This is a genomic window from Salinibacterium sp. GXW1014, from assembly GCF_044769865.1.
Classification (GTDB): domain Bacteria; phylum Actinomycetota; class Actinomycetes; order Actinomycetales; family Microbacteriaceae; genus Homoserinimonas.
Genome location: NZ_JBIZWA010000001.1, coordinates 1115152 through 1129286 on the forward strand (window position 1 = coordinate 1115152; position 14135 = coordinate 1129286).

At 67.9% G+C, this 14135-nt stretch carries 12 protein-coding genes; 10 read left to right on the forward strand and 2 right to left on the reverse strand.

The annotated features are described in order from the left end of the window. Window position 1 precedes the first annotated feature (1 nt). The 5 genes from ACIQK7_RS05650 (at window position 2) to ACIQK7_RS05670 (ending at window position 4172) form a co-directional block, all read left to right on the forward strand. A complete protein-coding gene (locus ACIQK7_RS05650) occupies window positions 2-589 on the forward strand; it encodes a nucleotide exchange factor GrpE (protein ID WP_403022099.1) in 588 nt (195 codons plus the stop codon). Between the two features lie 95 nt (window positions 590-684). Continuing rightward, complete coding sequence (locus ACIQK7_RS05655) at window positions 685-1677, forward strand: DnaJ C-terminal domain-containing protein (protein WP_403022101.1); 993 nt, start codon at window positions 685-687, stop codon at window positions 1675-1677. Window positions 1678-1679: 2 nt separating this feature from the next. Further along, window positions 1680-2102: a heat shock protein transcriptional repressor HspR gene (locus ACIQK7_RS05660; protein ID WP_403022103.1), complete on the forward strand. Its 423-nt coding sequence runs from the start codon at window positions 1680-1682 to the stop codon at window positions 2100-2102. Next, on the forward strand, window positions 2099-3268 hold the full coding sequence (locus ACIQK7_RS05665) for a class I SAM-dependent methyltransferase (RefSeq protein WP_403022105.1): 1170 nt from the start codon (window positions 2099-2101) through the stop codon (window positions 3266-3268). The genes ACIQK7_RS05660 and ACIQK7_RS05665 overlap by 4 nt, the downstream gene beginning before the upstream one ends. Before the next feature lie 4 nt (window positions 3269-3272). After that, complete coding sequence (locus ACIQK7_RS05670; protein ID WP_403022107.1) at window positions 3273-4172, forward strand: PaaX family transcriptional regulator C-terminal domain-containing protein; 900 nt, start codon at window positions 3273-3275, stop codon at window positions 4170-4172. Window positions 4173-4176: 4 nt separating this feature from the next. On the opposite strand, the gene ACIQK7_RS05675 is transcribed toward ACIQK7_RS05670, so the two are convergent. Further along, window positions 4177-5559: an MmgE/PrpD family protein gene (locus tag ACIQK7_RS05675; RefSeq protein ID WP_403022109.1), complete on the reverse strand. Its 1383-nt coding sequence runs from the start codon at window positions 5557-5559 to the stop codon at window positions 4177-4179. 158 nt (window positions 5560-5717) lie between these two features. Between ACIQK7_RS05675 and ACIQK7_RS05680 the strand changes: the two genes are divergently transcribed. From ACIQK7_RS05680 to ACIQK7_RS05700, 5 genes are all read left to right on the forward strand, one after another. Continuing rightward, entirely contained in the window at window positions 5718-6659 is a 942-nt protein-coding gene (locus ACIQK7_RS05680; RefSeq protein WP_325209931.1) for an ABC transporter permease, read from the forward strand. Next, window positions 6656-8686: a dipeptide/oligopeptide/nickel ABC transporter permease/ATP-binding protein gene (locus ACIQK7_RS05685; RefSeq protein WP_403022111.1), complete on the forward strand. Its 2031-nt coding sequence runs from the start codon at window positions 6656-6658 to the stop codon at window positions 8684-8686. Before ACIQK7_RS05680 ends, ACIQK7_RS05685 begins: the two co-directional genes overlap by 4 nt. Next, window positions 8683-9534: an ATP-binding cassette domain-containing protein gene (locus ACIQK7_RS05690; protein WP_325209933.1), complete on the forward strand. Its 852-nt coding sequence runs from the start codon at window positions 8683-8685 to the stop codon at window positions 9532-9534. Before ACIQK7_RS05685 ends, ACIQK7_RS05690 begins: the two co-directional genes overlap by 4 nt. Continuing rightward, window positions 9531-11045, forward strand: a complete 1515-nt coding sequence (locus ACIQK7_RS05695) for a carboxylesterase/lipase family protein (protein WP_403022114.1) — start codon at window positions 9531-9533, stop codon at window positions 11043-11045. The genes ACIQK7_RS05690 and ACIQK7_RS05695 overlap by 4 nt, the downstream gene beginning before the upstream one ends. 109 nt (window positions 11046-11154) lie before the next feature. After that, window positions 11155-12744, forward strand: coding sequence for an ABC transporter substrate-binding protein (locus ACIQK7_RS05700; protein WP_403022115.1), 1590 nt, complete (start codon window positions 11155-11157; stop codon window positions 12742-12744). A gap of 70 nt (window positions 12745-12814) precedes the next feature. On the opposite strand, the gene ACIQK7_RS05705 is transcribed toward ACIQK7_RS05700, so the two are convergent. Then, window positions 12815-14125: an alpha/beta hydrolase domain-containing protein gene (locus tag ACIQK7_RS05705; protein ID WP_403022116.1), complete on the reverse strand. Its 1311-nt coding sequence runs from the start codon at window positions 14123-14125 to the stop codon at window positions 12815-12817. Between the last annotated feature and the right edge of the window lie 10 nt (window positions 14126-14135).

Sequence of the window (14135 nt, forward strand, 5' to 3'; positions counted from 1 at the left end):
CATGGCTGACAAGAATCACGACAAGGACCAGGGCGCGGACGTGCCCGAGCCCGACGTCGGTCGCGAGGATCTCGAGGAGGCCGCTGACGGCCTCCTCGAGGCCGAGGGCCCCGATGTGGAGACCTCGCTCGACGACGCGGACCTCTCGTTCCTCGAGCAGAATGCCAACGACCTCGCGGCGGAGCGTCTCGCCGACCTGCAGCGTCTGCAGGCCGAGTATGCGAACTACCGCAAGCGGGTCGACCGCGACCGTGAGGCCAACCGCCTCCAGGCGGCGCAGGACCTCGTGGCCTCGCTGCTTCCGGTGCTCGACGACCTCGACCTTGCCGAGTCGCACGGAGACCTGCAGGAGGGTGGCCCGTTCACCCTCATCGCGCAGAAGCTCCGCACGACCCTCGAAAGGACCGGTCTCGAGCGGGTTGGCGCAAAGGACGACGAGTTCGACCCCAACCTGCATGAGGCGATCGCACAGATCCCCAACCCCGAGGTCACCGTCATGACGGTGCTCGATGTGCACAAGGTCGGCTACCGCATGGGTGACCGCCTGCTTCGCGCGGCGCAGGTCGCCGTCGCGGTGCCGCAGGACTAGCAGCGGGCTTTGAGCGTCGGGAACCTGCGTCACCGCGACAGTGTGTGCCGCAGGTTCTCGACACTCACCCGCCATGTACTTACGAAAGGAGTCTGATGGCCAGTCAGGACTGGTTGGAGAAGGACTTCTACAAGGTGCTGGGCGTCTCCAAAGACGTCTCGGATGCCGAGCTGAAGAAGACCTATCGCAAGCTCGCGCGCCAGTACCACCCCGACTCCAACCCGGGGGATGCGAAGGCTGAGGCCCGCTTCAAGGAGATCAGCGAGGCCCACGCCGTGCTCGCTGACCCCGAGACGCGCCGCGAGTACGACCAGGTGCGCGCGATGGGCATGGGTGCCCCGCGCTTCACGGCGGGCGGCCGCGGTCAGGCGGGCGGCTTCGAGGACATCTTCGGTGGCATGTTCGGCGGCGGCGCTCCCGGTGGCGCCCCGGGCGGTGCCCGCGGCGGCTACCAGTCGGCAGACTTCAGCGACATCTTCGGCGGGATGTTCGGGGGTGGCGGCTTCAATGGTGGCGGCTTCCGCGGCGCCCAGTCGAAGGGACGGGATGTCACCGCCACGACGACGCTCGACTTTGTCTCGGCCATCAACGGCGACACGGTGCGGCTGCAGGGCGTGGGCGGCAAGCCCATGACCGTGCGCATCCCTGCTGGCGTCAGCGACGGCCAGAAGATCCGGCTCAAAGGCAAGGGCGAGCCGAGCCTCGACGGCGGCCCGGCCGGCGACCTGACCCTCACCGTCACGGTCAAAAAGCATCCGGTGTTCACTCGCGACGGCGACAACCTGCGCGTCGACGTGCCCGTCACCTTCGTCGAGGCCGTGCAGGGCGCCACGATCGAGGTGCCCACCCTGGGCGGCGAACCCGTCAAGCTGAAGGTGCCGCCGGGCACGCCAAGTGGCCGGGTGCTGCGGGTCAAGGGCCGCGGGGTGACCGTGGGCGGAGCATCCGGTGACCTGCTCGCGACCGTGCAGGTCGTGGTTCCCAGCCACCTGACCCCCGATGCCGCGAAGGCCGTCAAGGCGCTCGCGAAGGCCCTGCCCGATGAGAACCCCCGTGATGACCTGATCGCCAGGGCGCGGAAGGGGTGAGCATGGATCCCGCCGCTCCCCTCTTCGCCATCGCCGTCGCGGCGGAGCTGGCGGGCATGCACCCGCAGACGCTGCGGCAGTATGACCGTCTCGGGCTTGTCAGCCCCAAGCGCACGAGCGGCAAGTCGCGTCGGTACTCGATGCGGGATGTCGTGCAGTTGCGTGAGATCGCGGCGCTCGGGGCCGAGGGCGTCAGCCTTGAGGGCATCCGTCGCATCATGTCGCTCGAGAATCGCGTCATGGAGCTCTCGGAGCGGGTGCGTGAACTCGAGACGGCGCTCGCGGACGAGATGCTGAAGCAGTCCGGCCGTCGGGTGTTCGCGGCCGACGAGACCGGTGCCGTCGTCTCGCTGCGCGCGGGGGAGCGCGTGCGCCGCGCCAACCAGGTCGTCGTGTGGCGGCCCCTCGAACGCGGCCAGTCATGACCGGGTTCGCCTTCGAGCGGCTGCGCCGTCGGCCAGACCTTGAAGCGCCCAACCTGTTCGCCTTCGATGCGAGCGACCGGCTGATCCTCGACGAGGCGGCCTCCGACATCGCCGCGCATCCTGATGCTGTCGTCACGATCGGCGACCGGTACGGGGCACTGACGCTCGGGGCCGCGGCGCTGCACGGTGCCACGGCCATCCGCTCGCACCAGGACGCCCTAATCGGCGAGCGCGCCCTCGACGCGAACGCCCACGAGCTGGGACTCGACGGATGCTTCACGCACCACGAACTCGACGCCGAACTGTTCCGTGGCGCCCGCACCGTGCTCATGCAACTCCCCAAGAGTCTCGACCAACTCGACGAGGTCGCCGGGCTGATCGCCGCCCATGCCGACCCGGCCGTCGTCGTCTACGCGGGCGGACGCATCAAGCACCTCACCCCCGCCATGAATGAGGTGCTCGGGCGCCACTTCGGCTCCGTGAACGCGACGCTCGCGCGCCAGAAGTCGCGCGTGCTCGTGGCCCGCGCGCCCCGCGCTGGCGAGAGCGAGTGGCCGAAGCACGAGTTCCACGCCGAGCTCGACCTGTGGGTGTGCGCGCACGGTGGCGCCTTCGCGGGCACGCGGCTCGACATCGGCACGCGCTTCCTGCTGCAGTTCCTCGACCGGGTGAAGGCGGATGCGCGCACGGCCATCGACCTCGGCTGCGGCACGGGCATCCTTGCGGCGGCGCTCAAGCGTTCACGGCCCGAGCTTGAGGTGCTCGCCACCGACCAGTCGGCGGCGGCCGTGGCATCCGCTCGCGCGACCATGGCGGCCAACGAGCTCGACGTCACGGTGATGCGAGACGTGGGGCTTGCTTCGAGGCCGGATGCCTCAGCCGACGTTGTGCTGCTGAACCCGCCATTTCACGCGGGGTCGACCGTGCACTCGGGGCTCGCCCAGGCGCTCTTCGCTGACGCGGCGCGGGTGCTGCGCCCCGGCGGGGAACTGTGGACCGTGTTCAACTCGCACCTCGGCTACCGGCCGGCGCTGCAGCGCACGGTCGGCCCGACGCGGGTTGTCGGTCAGAGCCCGAAGTTCACCGTGACGGTGTCGACGGCTGGCCTTCACCACGACCTCGCGAAACGTGATGTACGTTCAATGTCAAGCGCGACAGGAGACTGAGATCTTGACCGAAGAGCATGGCGAGTCACTGTCGGCTGCCGCCACAAGGGCTCCCTCCCGGCTCAGCTCGCAGCGACTGCTCGTGACGATGCTTGCGGACTACAACTTCGCCCTTGCGGGTGCCGTGCCATCAGCCGCCATCGTCGAACTCCTGGGCGAGTTCGGCATCAGCTCGGCCGGCGCTCGCGTCGCGCTCAGCCGCGTGGCCAAGTCAGGGATGCTCGTGCAGTCGCGTTCGGGTCGCAAGACGGCCTACTCGCTCAGCGAGCACGGGCACGAGGCGCGCGAGAAGCGGCTCAAGGGCTACCTCGATTTCGGCGCCGTCGACCGCGAGTGGGATGGCCGCTGGACCATCGTCGTGTTCTCGATCCCCGAGGAAGACAAGGGCTTGCGCCCGCGGTTCCGGCGAGAGCTGGAGCGCCTTCGCTTCGCCCCACTCACCGACGCCGTGTGGCTGCAGCCCAACGACTGCGGCCGCGAGATCGCCAGCGCCGGCGCAGAGGTGGGAGTCGGGTTGGCCGTGGTGCGTGCCGAGTTCCAGCACACCGAGTACTCGAGGCTCTCGCCCGTCGATGCGTTCGACCTGCCTGCGGTCAGGGCTCGCTATGAGGAGTACCTCGACGAGTTCGGCCCCTGGGTCGAGCGGATGAGGGCGGGACAGATCGCGCCGAACCATGCGCTCGTGCTGCGCACCAACGTGCTGGCGTCGTGGAGTGAGATCGCCCGGACGGATCCAGACCTTCCCGCAGAGCTGCTCCCGGAGGATTGGCCCCGCACCCGCACCCGTGAGCTGTTCTTCGAGCTCTGGGAGGGGCTGGGGCAGATCGCGCTGCATCGCCTTCGTGAGATCGTCGGCCGACACGACAACGGTGCGGCCCAGCGCTTGAGCGTGCGCATCCGCTGACGCTTCACGGGGTGAGGATGCTGGGGAGCTCCTCGCGCAGGTTCTCGGCGTCGGCGATCGACAGGATGCGGTCTGCCAGTGCGCCCGCGCGCTCCGCGCCAGGTGCAGTGATCGAACGGGTGACGCACTCGACGAACTTCTCGCGAAGCCCGGCCATCCCGAGGGGGGAGGTGGGGTTGCCGCGCGGCGTGGGTATGTCCTTGTGGAGGCGACGCCCGTCTCGAAGGATCACGGTGATCTCCCCGTGCGTCATCGATTCGTCACGTGCCTTCGCCGGGTCGGGAACGAAGTCGATGCGGTCAGCGAGTGCCAGTACCTCGGGGTCCGACAGCGCCGCGGGCGTGTAGGAGTCGAAGGTGACATCGCCGTGCACGAGTGCGCTCGCCACGGTGAAGGGCAGGCTGAACTTGGCGTCGATCGCCTCAGAGGGCCGTCGTTTCGAGTCGATGGGCTCGGCAAGCATGATGTTGACGGGCGCGCCGAGGAGCTCCACCCGGTCGATGTCGAGGAGGGGCGCCTGCTCGCGCAGGTCGAGCGCGCCTTCGACGAAGGAATGGGTTCCGCGGCAGCTGGGCCAGGGCTTGAAGCTGACCTGGGTGCCCCAGAAGCTGCTCCCCAACCCGCGCAGCAATGCTTCGCGCTCATACTCCCCGCCGGCGAAGGTGGCGAAGAAGCCCTTCTTGCCCTCAAGCGGGGCGTCGAATCCGGTGATGCCTCGCTCCGCCAGTTCGACGGACCGCACTGCGACGTGAGAGGCGAAGCCGTCGCGCACGGCGCGGACAACGGAATGCGGGCTGTGCTTCACCTCGCCGCTGGCCGTGCTCTGCGAGATGGCGAGTGAGAGCGCGTCGAGGGTCTGCGCGGCGCTGAGCCCCAGCAGGTTGGAAGCGCCGACCGTCGCCCCCAATGCGCCGAGGATGGGCGGCGGGTACCAGCCGCGGTCGCCGATGGCGGTGCCCGCGGCCTGGGCGAGGCGCCCCGACACGTCGCACGCGATCGCCATGGCGCAGATCAGTCGTTCGCCCGAGATTCCGCGCTGCTCGGCCACCGCGAGCAGGGCAGGGATCGACTGGGCGTTGGGATGGATCGGAAGGTTGTCGATCGAGTCCTCGAAGTCGAGAGCGTGGGAGAGGGCACCGTTCGCAAACGCGGCTGATGCAGCGGGCACTCGCTTCCCGGTCCCGAACACCGTGGCGTCCTGCCTGCCTCCCTCGTCGAGCACCAGCTCAGTGAAGCGGCGGGGCCCGCCGGGTTCCGATGTCGCTGCGAGGGACACACCGAGGCCGTCCAGCAGTGAGAGAGTGGCTGCCCGGCGCACATCGGGTTGCAGGTCAGCGTAGGTGAGTGCCGAGGTGATTCCCACGAGTTCGGCGGAGAGAGTGCTCAATGGTGCTCCTTAGGTAGCCCTGGACCGTGGTTGGATCGCGGGCGGATGGTCAATGTATAACAGATTGACAAACGACAGCAATCGCTGGTGATATGTAACTGCTCGTCTGGCGAGCGGGTCCTCAGAGCTGAGGGCAGGATGGCGCGGGAGGAGGCCGAGTGGTCCGGTTCGTGATGCGGCGTGCATTGTTCGCGGTACCCGTCATGCTGGTCGTCACCGTGCTCAGCTTCGTGCTGACGGCATTCGTGCCCGGTGACGCGGCGCGCACCATCCTCGGACCCGATGCCACCGACGAGGAGTATGCGAGGCTCCGCAGCGAGATGCGGCTCGATGACCCTCTCGTGGTGCGCTACATCGTGTGGCTCGGTGCGCTGCTGCGCGGCGACCTCGGCCGATCGCTGCTCAACAACCAGCCTGTCGTGGATGCGCTCAACCAGCGACTGCCCGTCACCCTCAGCCTCATCGTCGTCGCTGCGCTCGTCACGGCGATCATCGGCGTGGCCTTCGGCATCGCGAGCGCGGTCAAGGGAGGCGCCCTCGGCCGTGGGCTCGACATGCTGGCCTCCTTCGGCCAGGCGGTGCCGGACTACTGGTTGGCCCTGCTCCTCGTGATCGTCTTCGCCGTCAACCTCGGCCTCTTTCCCGCGACCGGATGGGTGCCGCCGGGTGAGTCGGTCAGTCGTTGGGCCGAGCGGCTCGTGCTTCCCGTCGTCGCGCTCGCCGCGGGAGGCATCACGGGGATCGCCAAGCAGACGAGGGACTCGATGCTCTCGGTCCTCGCGAGCGAGTACATCCTGTCTCTCAGGGCGGTGGGTGTGCCGATGTCGAGCATCATCTTCAGGCACGCGTTGCGGAACGCCGCGATGCCCGTCCTGACGGTCATGGGCATGATCTTCGTCGGTGCTGTCGGCGGCACGGTGCTGATCGAGAGGGTCTTCGCCCTCCCCGGGCTCGGCGGCCTCGCGGTGTCGTCGACCCTGTACGGCGACATCCCGGTCGTCCAGGGCCTGGTGGTCTACTTCACCGCCATCGTGCTCGTCGTCAACCTGTTGGTCGACATCGCGTATGGCCTGCTCAACCCGAAGGTGAGAGTGAGATGACTCCCAAACCGTCCCCCACGAAGGCCCCGACGCGTCGGGACGTGACCGTGAGCCTCGCGACTGTCACGAATTCCTCGCCGGCCGTGGGTTCCGCGCGGAGCGCCGAGGACCGCGTGCTGTCGTCTCGTCGTAGTCCCGGCACGATCGTGCGTCTCCTCCTTCGCCGTCCCGTTGCTGTGATCTCCCTCCTCTGGATCGCGCTGGTCTCGATCGCCTCCTTCGCCGCGCCCCTCCTGATGCCGCGTGATCCATACGAGACCAACCTCTCGAAGGCATACCAAGGACCGTCGCTCGAGAACCTGCTCGGAACCGACCAGCTCGGTCGCGACCTGCTCAGCAGGCTCATGATCGGCGGTGTCGAGCCGCTGAGCGGCGCGGCTGTCGCGCTGTCGATCGCCGTCGTCGTCGGCGCCACCGCCGGCATCCTCGCGGGCTACCTGGGCGGCGTGTTCGACTGGGTGAGCAGCCGCTGGGTCGAGATCAGCATGGCGATGCCGGGGCTCATCGTGCTGCTCGTCGTCCTGGCCGTCTTCCCGGGCAACACGATGGCGGCCATGGTCGCCTACGGCTTCCTGATCGCCAATCCGGTCTATCGCGTGGTGCGCGCCGCGACGTTCGCCGTCACGCCCGAACTCCACGTCGATGCAGCGAAGTCAGCCGGCCTCGGTGCCCTCCGAATCCTTCGTCGTCACATCCTGCCCCGCATCATGGGCCCGCTCATTGTGCAGGCCACTCTCGTTGCCGGCGTGAGCATCCTGCTCAATACGGGACTCGGCTTCCTCGGCTTCGGGCCGAAGCCTCCCGCCACCTCCTGGGGTGCGCTGATCACGGAGGCATCGCAGCTCATCGTGATCCACCCGTGGATGCTGGTGCCGACGGGATTCGTCATCATCCTCACGGTGCTCGCGCTCCACTCGATAGGCGACACCGTGCGCGACATCACGAACGAACGCTGGGCAGGGATGCCGCGTCGTGCGCGCCGCCGCCAGGTGCCGGCCGAGGCGGCGGTCGTCGACCAGCAGCCTGTGGCGGGACCCGAGGGCTCGGCGCTGCTGGAGGTGCGCGATCTCACCGTCGCCTTCGGCGACGACAGGGTGCGTGTGGTGGAGGGCGTCTCATTCGCGGTCAACGCGGGTGAGATCGTCGGTCTTGTCGGTGAATCCGGATGCGGCAAGAGCGTCACCGGACGGGCTCTGGTTCGCCTCCTGGCCGAGGGAGGCGAGATCGTCGGCGGCAGTATCCGATTCGACGGCAAGGACATCGCGAGCATGAGCGAGCGCGAGGTCAACGCCCTTCGTGGCAGCGAGATCTCGTACATCTCGCAGGATCCGATGATGGCTCTCGACCCGAGCTTCACGATCGGCACCCTGGTGGGCGAAGCCGTGCAGCGGCAGGAGGGGCTGCGAGGCTCGGCGCAGAAGCAGCGGGTGCTCGAGCTGTTGGCCGCGGTCAAGCTACGCGGCCCCGAAGAAACGATGCGCCGTTACCCGCACCAGATCTCTGGCGGCATGGCGCAGCGGGTCATCATCGCACGGGCTCTCGCAGGGCGGCCCCGCCTCCTCATCGCAGACGAGCCGACCACGGCCCTCGATGTCACGGTGCAGGCAGAGATCCTCGACCTGCTGCGGGAGTTCCAGTCGCGTTTCGGGATGGCGATCATCTTCGTCACACACGACTGGGGGGTGGTTGCCGACATCTGCGAGAGAGCCATCGTGATGTACGCGGGCCAGATCGTTGAGGCGGCGCCCATTCTCGACATCTTCGCGGCCCCCAAGCATCCCTACACAGAGGGGCTTGAGGCATCCAACCCGCACCATGCGACGCGAGGCGTGCCGCTGCCAGCCCTGGCAGGATCCGTGCCCGCGCCTCGGGATTGGCCCACCGGGTGCCGCTTCGCGGCCCGGTGTCCCTACGCCACGCCGGACTGCAAGGAGGCGCCCATCCCGCTCCTCAGTCCGGGCCCGGAGCGCCTCAGTAGGTGCATCCATATCGAACGTGTCGGCACGCGCGAAGGAGTGACGAAATGACCGTCCGGGAGCATCTCCTCGATGCGCGTGACCTCCGCGTCGTGTTCAAGGGTCGGAGGGGCAAGCCGCCCGTGGCCGCCCTCGATGGCGTGAGCATCACGATCGGAGACGGCGAGACCCTCGGCCTCGTCGGCGAGTCCGGCTCTGGCAAGTCGACGCTTGGCCGTGCCATCCTCGGCCTCAACCGCGTGCAGTCCGGAAGCATCGCCTTCGACGGCCATGACCTGTTCGAGTGGCGTCGACGGAATGCGCGCGAGGTCGCCGCAGCGCTCCAGGTCGTGTTCCAAGACCCGTACAGTTCGCTTAATCCCACCCAGACGGTGGGCCAGATCCTGGCCGAGCCGCTTCAGGCCCACGGGATGAGGGACAGGTCGGAGTTGGCGCGCCGTGTCTACGAGATGCTCGACCGGGTCGGGCTGGCCTCCGAGTATGTCGACCGGTATCCCCGTCAGTTCTCGGGAGGGCAGCGCCAGCGAATCGCCATCGCGCGGTCGCTCATGCTGGGGCCCAAGCTGATCGTCTGCGACGAGGCGCTGAGCGCGCTGGACCTCTCAGTGCAGGCCCAGGTCGCGAACGTGCTCATGGAGCTCCAGCGCGAACTCGGACTGAGCTATCTCTTCATCGCCCATGACCTCTCGATAGTCCGGTTGATGGCCCACCGCACGGTCGTGATGCGCCACGGCCAGATCGTGGAGCAGGGGCCTACGGACGAGCTCTACTCGGCGCCGAAGCATCCGTATACCCAGGCCCTCCTCGCGGCTGAACCCGTGCCAGACCCTGTGGAGCAGCGACGGCGAAGGCAAGCGCGCGCAGCGCTCGCGCAGCGCGGCCCGATGGCAACCGCATGAACGCGCCCGTCGTCGAGACAACCGGGGGTCGCGTCGAGGGGGTTTCACTGGGAGGGGCACACGCGTTCCTTGGCGTGCCATACGGCGCAAGTCCAGCGGGCGCGAACCGCTTCAAGCCGTCCGTGCCCGTGGCCCCGTGGGGCGGGGTGCGCGCGGCCGCTGAGCCGGGGCCCCTCGCCCTCCAGTCGCGCACGGGCCCGGGAACGCGACCCGACAACCCCGCGCCCATGGACGAGGACTGCCTGTCGCTGAATGTCTGGACGGCATCCCTCACCGGGGCGAAGCCCGTGCTCGTCTGGTTCCACGGGGGAGGATTCTCGGCGGGCCAGGCCATCACGCCGTACTCGCACGGGGCCGCGCTGGCGTCGCGAGGCGATGTCGTGGTTGTCAGCGTGACACATCGCCTCGCCCTCTTGGGATTCCTTAACCTTGAGGAGCTGGGTGGCGATGACTACGCCGGCTCTGGCAATGCCAGCCTGCTCGACCTGCAGCTCGCCCTCGAGTGGGTGCGAGACAACATCTCTCGCTTCGGCGGCGACCCCAATGCGGTGACGATCCACGGCCATTCCGGAGGTGGCGGCAAAGTGGCTGCCCTGGCGTCGATGCCGGGCGCTCGCGGGCTCTTCCGCGCCGCGGTCGTGCACGGAGGCCCGCCCTTCGGGTTCAAGGATCACTCCACGGCAACCCGCACGGCGGAGGAGGCGTTGTCGCTTCTAGGCGTGCGTGCCGATCGATTGGATGCCCTGCAGGACATCCCCGTGGGGCACCTGATGCACGTGCAGGAACAGCTCGCAGGAACGGGAGGCCCAGGCCCGAACGGCATGCGATTCGCTCCCGCCGTGGGCACGCCCGTGCTGCCGGCAGACCCCTACCAAGCATTCGCGGCGGGCGCCGCGAAGGACATCTCGTTCATGACGGGGACCGCCCGCGACGAGGCGAGGGCCGCGATACATGCCTTTCCCCACTACCTGGACGATCCAGACCTGTCCGTCTCGCAGCTCGTGGACCGACTGCGTCCCGGCCTCGACCACCAGGACGACGCCGAGGTCCTCGTCGAGCGCTATCGGGACGTCGATCCGCAGGCCTCGAATACTCAGATCTTCTTCAACGTGCTGAGCGACCAGTTCACGATCAGGACGCGACGACTGGCTCAGATGAAGCGACTCGGCGACGGGCAGGACTCCTGGGTGTACCTCTGCTCGGTCAACCAGGGCACCTCGTACGGCGCCTACCACGGTGTCGAGATGCCGCTCTTCTTCAACAACGCCACGCCGACCACGCCTGGGGCGGCCGCGGCCTCGGAACTGAGCGCGGAGCTCGTGCGATTTGCCAGCGGCGATATGGCCGCGTCTGACGCCTGGCACCCATCCGGAGGCGACATCTCTCGCATCTACGAGATCGACGACACGGGCGGTCGGACAGTCCCCGACCCGCTTGCGAACCGGCTGTCTGTATGGGACGGCATCATCGTCACGCCGCGCACCGACCCGTGGACGACCCTTTGGCTGTAACAGCCATTGACAGACGATCGGGCAATCAATACTGTTCATGCAACGTTGCGATCGTGGTAAGTAGTGAAATGCAAATCCGCGTCGCTCACAGCCATCAAGGGAGATAGCAATGAATCACTCGAAGTCCCGGCGCCGTCGCGTCGGAGCCGCAGTCGCCATGGCCGTGGCCATGGCGCTCGTGGGAGCCGGATGCTCCAGCGACGCCGGCGACGGAGCCGAGGCCGGCGCCGTCAATCTCGCGTACCAGTTCGTGGGCCCGCCCCTTGCAGGCCTTAACCCTGCCAAGACCGGCGGCACGAACTCCTCCGCGATGTTCAATGTGCCTGCGTACAGCTCGCTGCTCTTCCAGCGACCCGACGGGAGCATCGTCGGTGACCTCGCGACCGAGTGGGGCTACCCCGAGGGCGACAACCTGACCTTCAACGTGACTCTCCGCGACGATGCCGAGTTCGCAGACGGCGGTGCGGTGGATGCTGCCGCCGTCAAGAAGTCCCTCGAGTACGTGCGCGACGGAGGGTTCTACCTCAGCCCCCGCTTCGCGAACTTCGAAGACATCCAGATCGTGGATGACTACGAGCTCAGCATCAAGCTGTCGGCTCCCGTTGCGGCGCTGCCGTTCGCGCTCACCCCTGCCGGTGGCGCGGGCTTCATCATCAGCCCGGAAGGTGTCGACAACCCTGACATGCTCGACAACGCGACGGCAGGTTCGGGGCCGTATGTCTACAACCCCGAGCGCAGCATCATCGACACGACGTATGTCTTCGAGCGCAATCCGAACTACTACAACCCGGATGCGGTGAAGGCGGAGACCCTCACCGTCCAGGTGATCACCGACCCCAACACGGCGGTGTCGGCCCTCCAAACCGGCCAGGTGTCAGTGGTCTCAGGCCGAGCGACCACGGCCCCGGCGGCCGAGGCTGCGGGCATGGACGTCTACGCGGTCGGCGGATCAGCCCACGGCATCGGCATCATCGACAGGGAAGGCGCGGTCGTGCCGGCATTCGCCGACGTGCGTGTTCGCCAGGCGATCAACTACGCGATCGACCGTGAGGCACTGACGGAAGCCATGCTGCCCGGCGGCTTCGGCACGCCCACGGAGCAGATCCTGGCTGAGGGCCAGCCCGGATACAACCCGGACCTCGTCGGAAGGTACGCCTACAACCTCGACAAGGCCAAGTCCCTCCTCGCCGAGGCCGGCTACGCCGATGGTTTCGCCTTCGACCTTCTCTGCTCCGAGACGGTCGGCAACTGCCCCGCCGCTGAGGCGGCCGCGGGTGACCTGGCCCGAGTCGGCATCACCGTGACCGTGGAGATGGTGGGAGTCAGCACGAGCGCCTTCGACGAGAAGGCCGCGAGCGGCCAGTACGGCGCAGCAATGCAGCGCCTCCGCACAGTCGCGTCTGAGTTTGCTCCGCTCCTGCTGCCCGACGCCGGCGGTTCCTCGAACCCGTTCGAGTCGGAGGACCCCGAGATCACGCGCCTGTGGGAAGAGGCGCTCGCCGAGACGGATCCCGATGCGCAGGCGGAACTGTGGTCGCAGATGTCGGAGCGGGTGGCGGAACTCGCCTGGTTCGCTCCCCTGTACATCGCGAAGTTCGTCTACTTCGTGGACCCGGACCTCAAGGGCTTCAAGGTGACGAACGAGAACGCCATCTACAGCCCCTTCGACGTCACTGGTGAATACAGCTGGACCAAGTAACCCGGTAACCATGCGATGCCGCCGACCGGGCCTCCGGTCGGCGGCATCGTCATGTGGAGCGAGCGCCTGGCTACCAGTGAGCCTCGGCGAGGTACTCATCGGCATCGGGCCGAAGCACGTAGCCCAGCTCCACGAGTTCATCGAGGCACGCGGCGACGCGCATCCGATACGCGTCCTCGGTGCCGTAGAGGGCGCGTAGCTTGTGCGGAGGGAACGGCTGCTCGCAGCCATTGAGCCAGGCCGCACCGGGGCCGCTGATGGCAGAGATCGTGGAGGTGGGCACATCCACGTGTGGTGTCCGCAGTCCTCCCGTGACATTGCCGTGCTCGTCACGCGCGAGCTTCCCGTCGCGATCGAGGGTGAAGACCGCGCCAGGCGGCGGTTCATGCCCGTCGCGTGCCCAGCGGACGAGTGAGGCCAGCGCGGCCGCCACCACGTGGCTGCTGGGAAAGGTGCTCCAACGCTGGCCCGGCACGAGTTCGCCCGGATGCTGCGGCGGATGATCGCGAGTGTCGGCGTGCGACATCCCGGCCACCTCGTACAGACGGAACCGGTGCGAGTCCGCGCGTCGATGCGTGAACGCCACGGTCTGGCCGGGCAGCAGATGGCTCACGCGCAACTGCTCCATCTCGGACTCTGCGAGCAGCTCGATGATGGGCACGTCGAGATCGGGAAGGGCATCGCCGCCCGAGCACATCGGCAGGTAGCCGTCGAAGACGGGGTGCGTTCCCGACAGGGCTGCGTGATGTGCCATTGCAAAATTGCGGGTGAAGCCTCCCGTCTGGGAGAGCCCGGTCAGAAGAACCGTCGACACGGACCCCACCGGACCTGCGCCGGAACGCAAGGCGTCGGCGAACTGCCCGAGTATCTCGGGTGCCTGCACCGCGGCGGCGAACCATCGTCGCCTGAACTTCTCGGACTCGCGCCGCACATCGTCCATCGTGCGCCCGGTGGCGGCGTCTGTGCCGATGCTGGCCGTGCTCGGGGCATCCGGGCCTGCTCCATCGACAAGGGCGACCGAGGCGTAGCGATCAGCGTCGAACGAACTGAGGATGCCGACCGCGCTGGGCTGGCAGGACACCTCGGCCCATACATGCCCCGCGCGCACGGTCTCGCGCTGGATGACGGGCCAGGCGGAGCGGCCTCCTGCAAAGTGCATCGGCTCGACCACGGCCACGCCGCTCGCGCGGGAGAGGTCAATCGGGTGCCGCAGGAGTGCGCGCACCGTGAATGGCTCGTTCGCGGCGACTCCCGCGAGCAGCAGTTCGGTCTGTGCGTAGCCGGCGTCCATCAGGCGGTCCACGCCCCAGTCGTCGCCACCGAATGCCCGCGACGTGGTCGTCTCGGCGAGGGTCCTGATCTTCATGGCTGGGGTGGCCATGGCTCCTCCA

What these genes read in the sequence shown, in the direction of transcription:
- ACIQK7_RS05650 (WP_403022099.1), top strand. Translation starts at nt 2, where the DNA reads ATGGCTGACAAGAATCACGACAAGGACCAGGGCGCGGACGTGCCCGAG.
- ACIQK7_RS05705 (WP_403022116.1), bottom strand. Translation starts at nt 14,125, where the DNA reads ATGGCCACCCCAGCCATGAAGATCAGGACCCTCGCCGAGACGACCACG.
- ACIQK7_RS05665 (WP_403022105.1), top strand. Translation starts at nt 2,099, where the DNA reads ATGACCGGGTTCGCCTTCGAGCGGCTGCGCCGTCGGCCAGACCTTGAA.
- ACIQK7_RS05690 (WP_325209933.1), top strand. Translation starts at nt 8,683, where the DNA reads ATGACCGTCCGGGAGCATCTCCTCGATGCGCGTGACCTCCGCGTCGTG.
- ACIQK7_RS05655 (WP_403022101.1), top strand. Translation starts at nt 685, where the DNA reads ATGGCCAGTCAGGACTGGTTGGAGAAGGACTTCTACAAGGTGCTGGGC.
- ACIQK7_RS05700 (WP_403022115.1), top strand. Translation starts at nt 11,155, where the DNA reads ATGAATCACTCGAAGTCCCGGCGCCGTCGCGTCGGAGCCGCAGTCGCC.
- ACIQK7_RS05685 (WP_403022111.1), top strand. Translation starts at nt 6,656, where the DNA reads ATGACTCCCAAACCGTCCCCCACGAAGGCCCCGACGCGTCGGGACGTG.
- ACIQK7_RS05660 (WP_403022103.1), top strand. Translation starts at nt 1,680, where the DNA reads ATGGATCCCGCCGCTCCCCTCTTCGCCATCGCCGTCGCGGCGGAGCTG.
- ACIQK7_RS05695 (WP_403022114.1), top strand. Translation starts at nt 9,531, where the DNA reads ATGAACGCGCCCGTCGTCGAGACAACCGGGGGTCGCGTCGAGGGGGTT.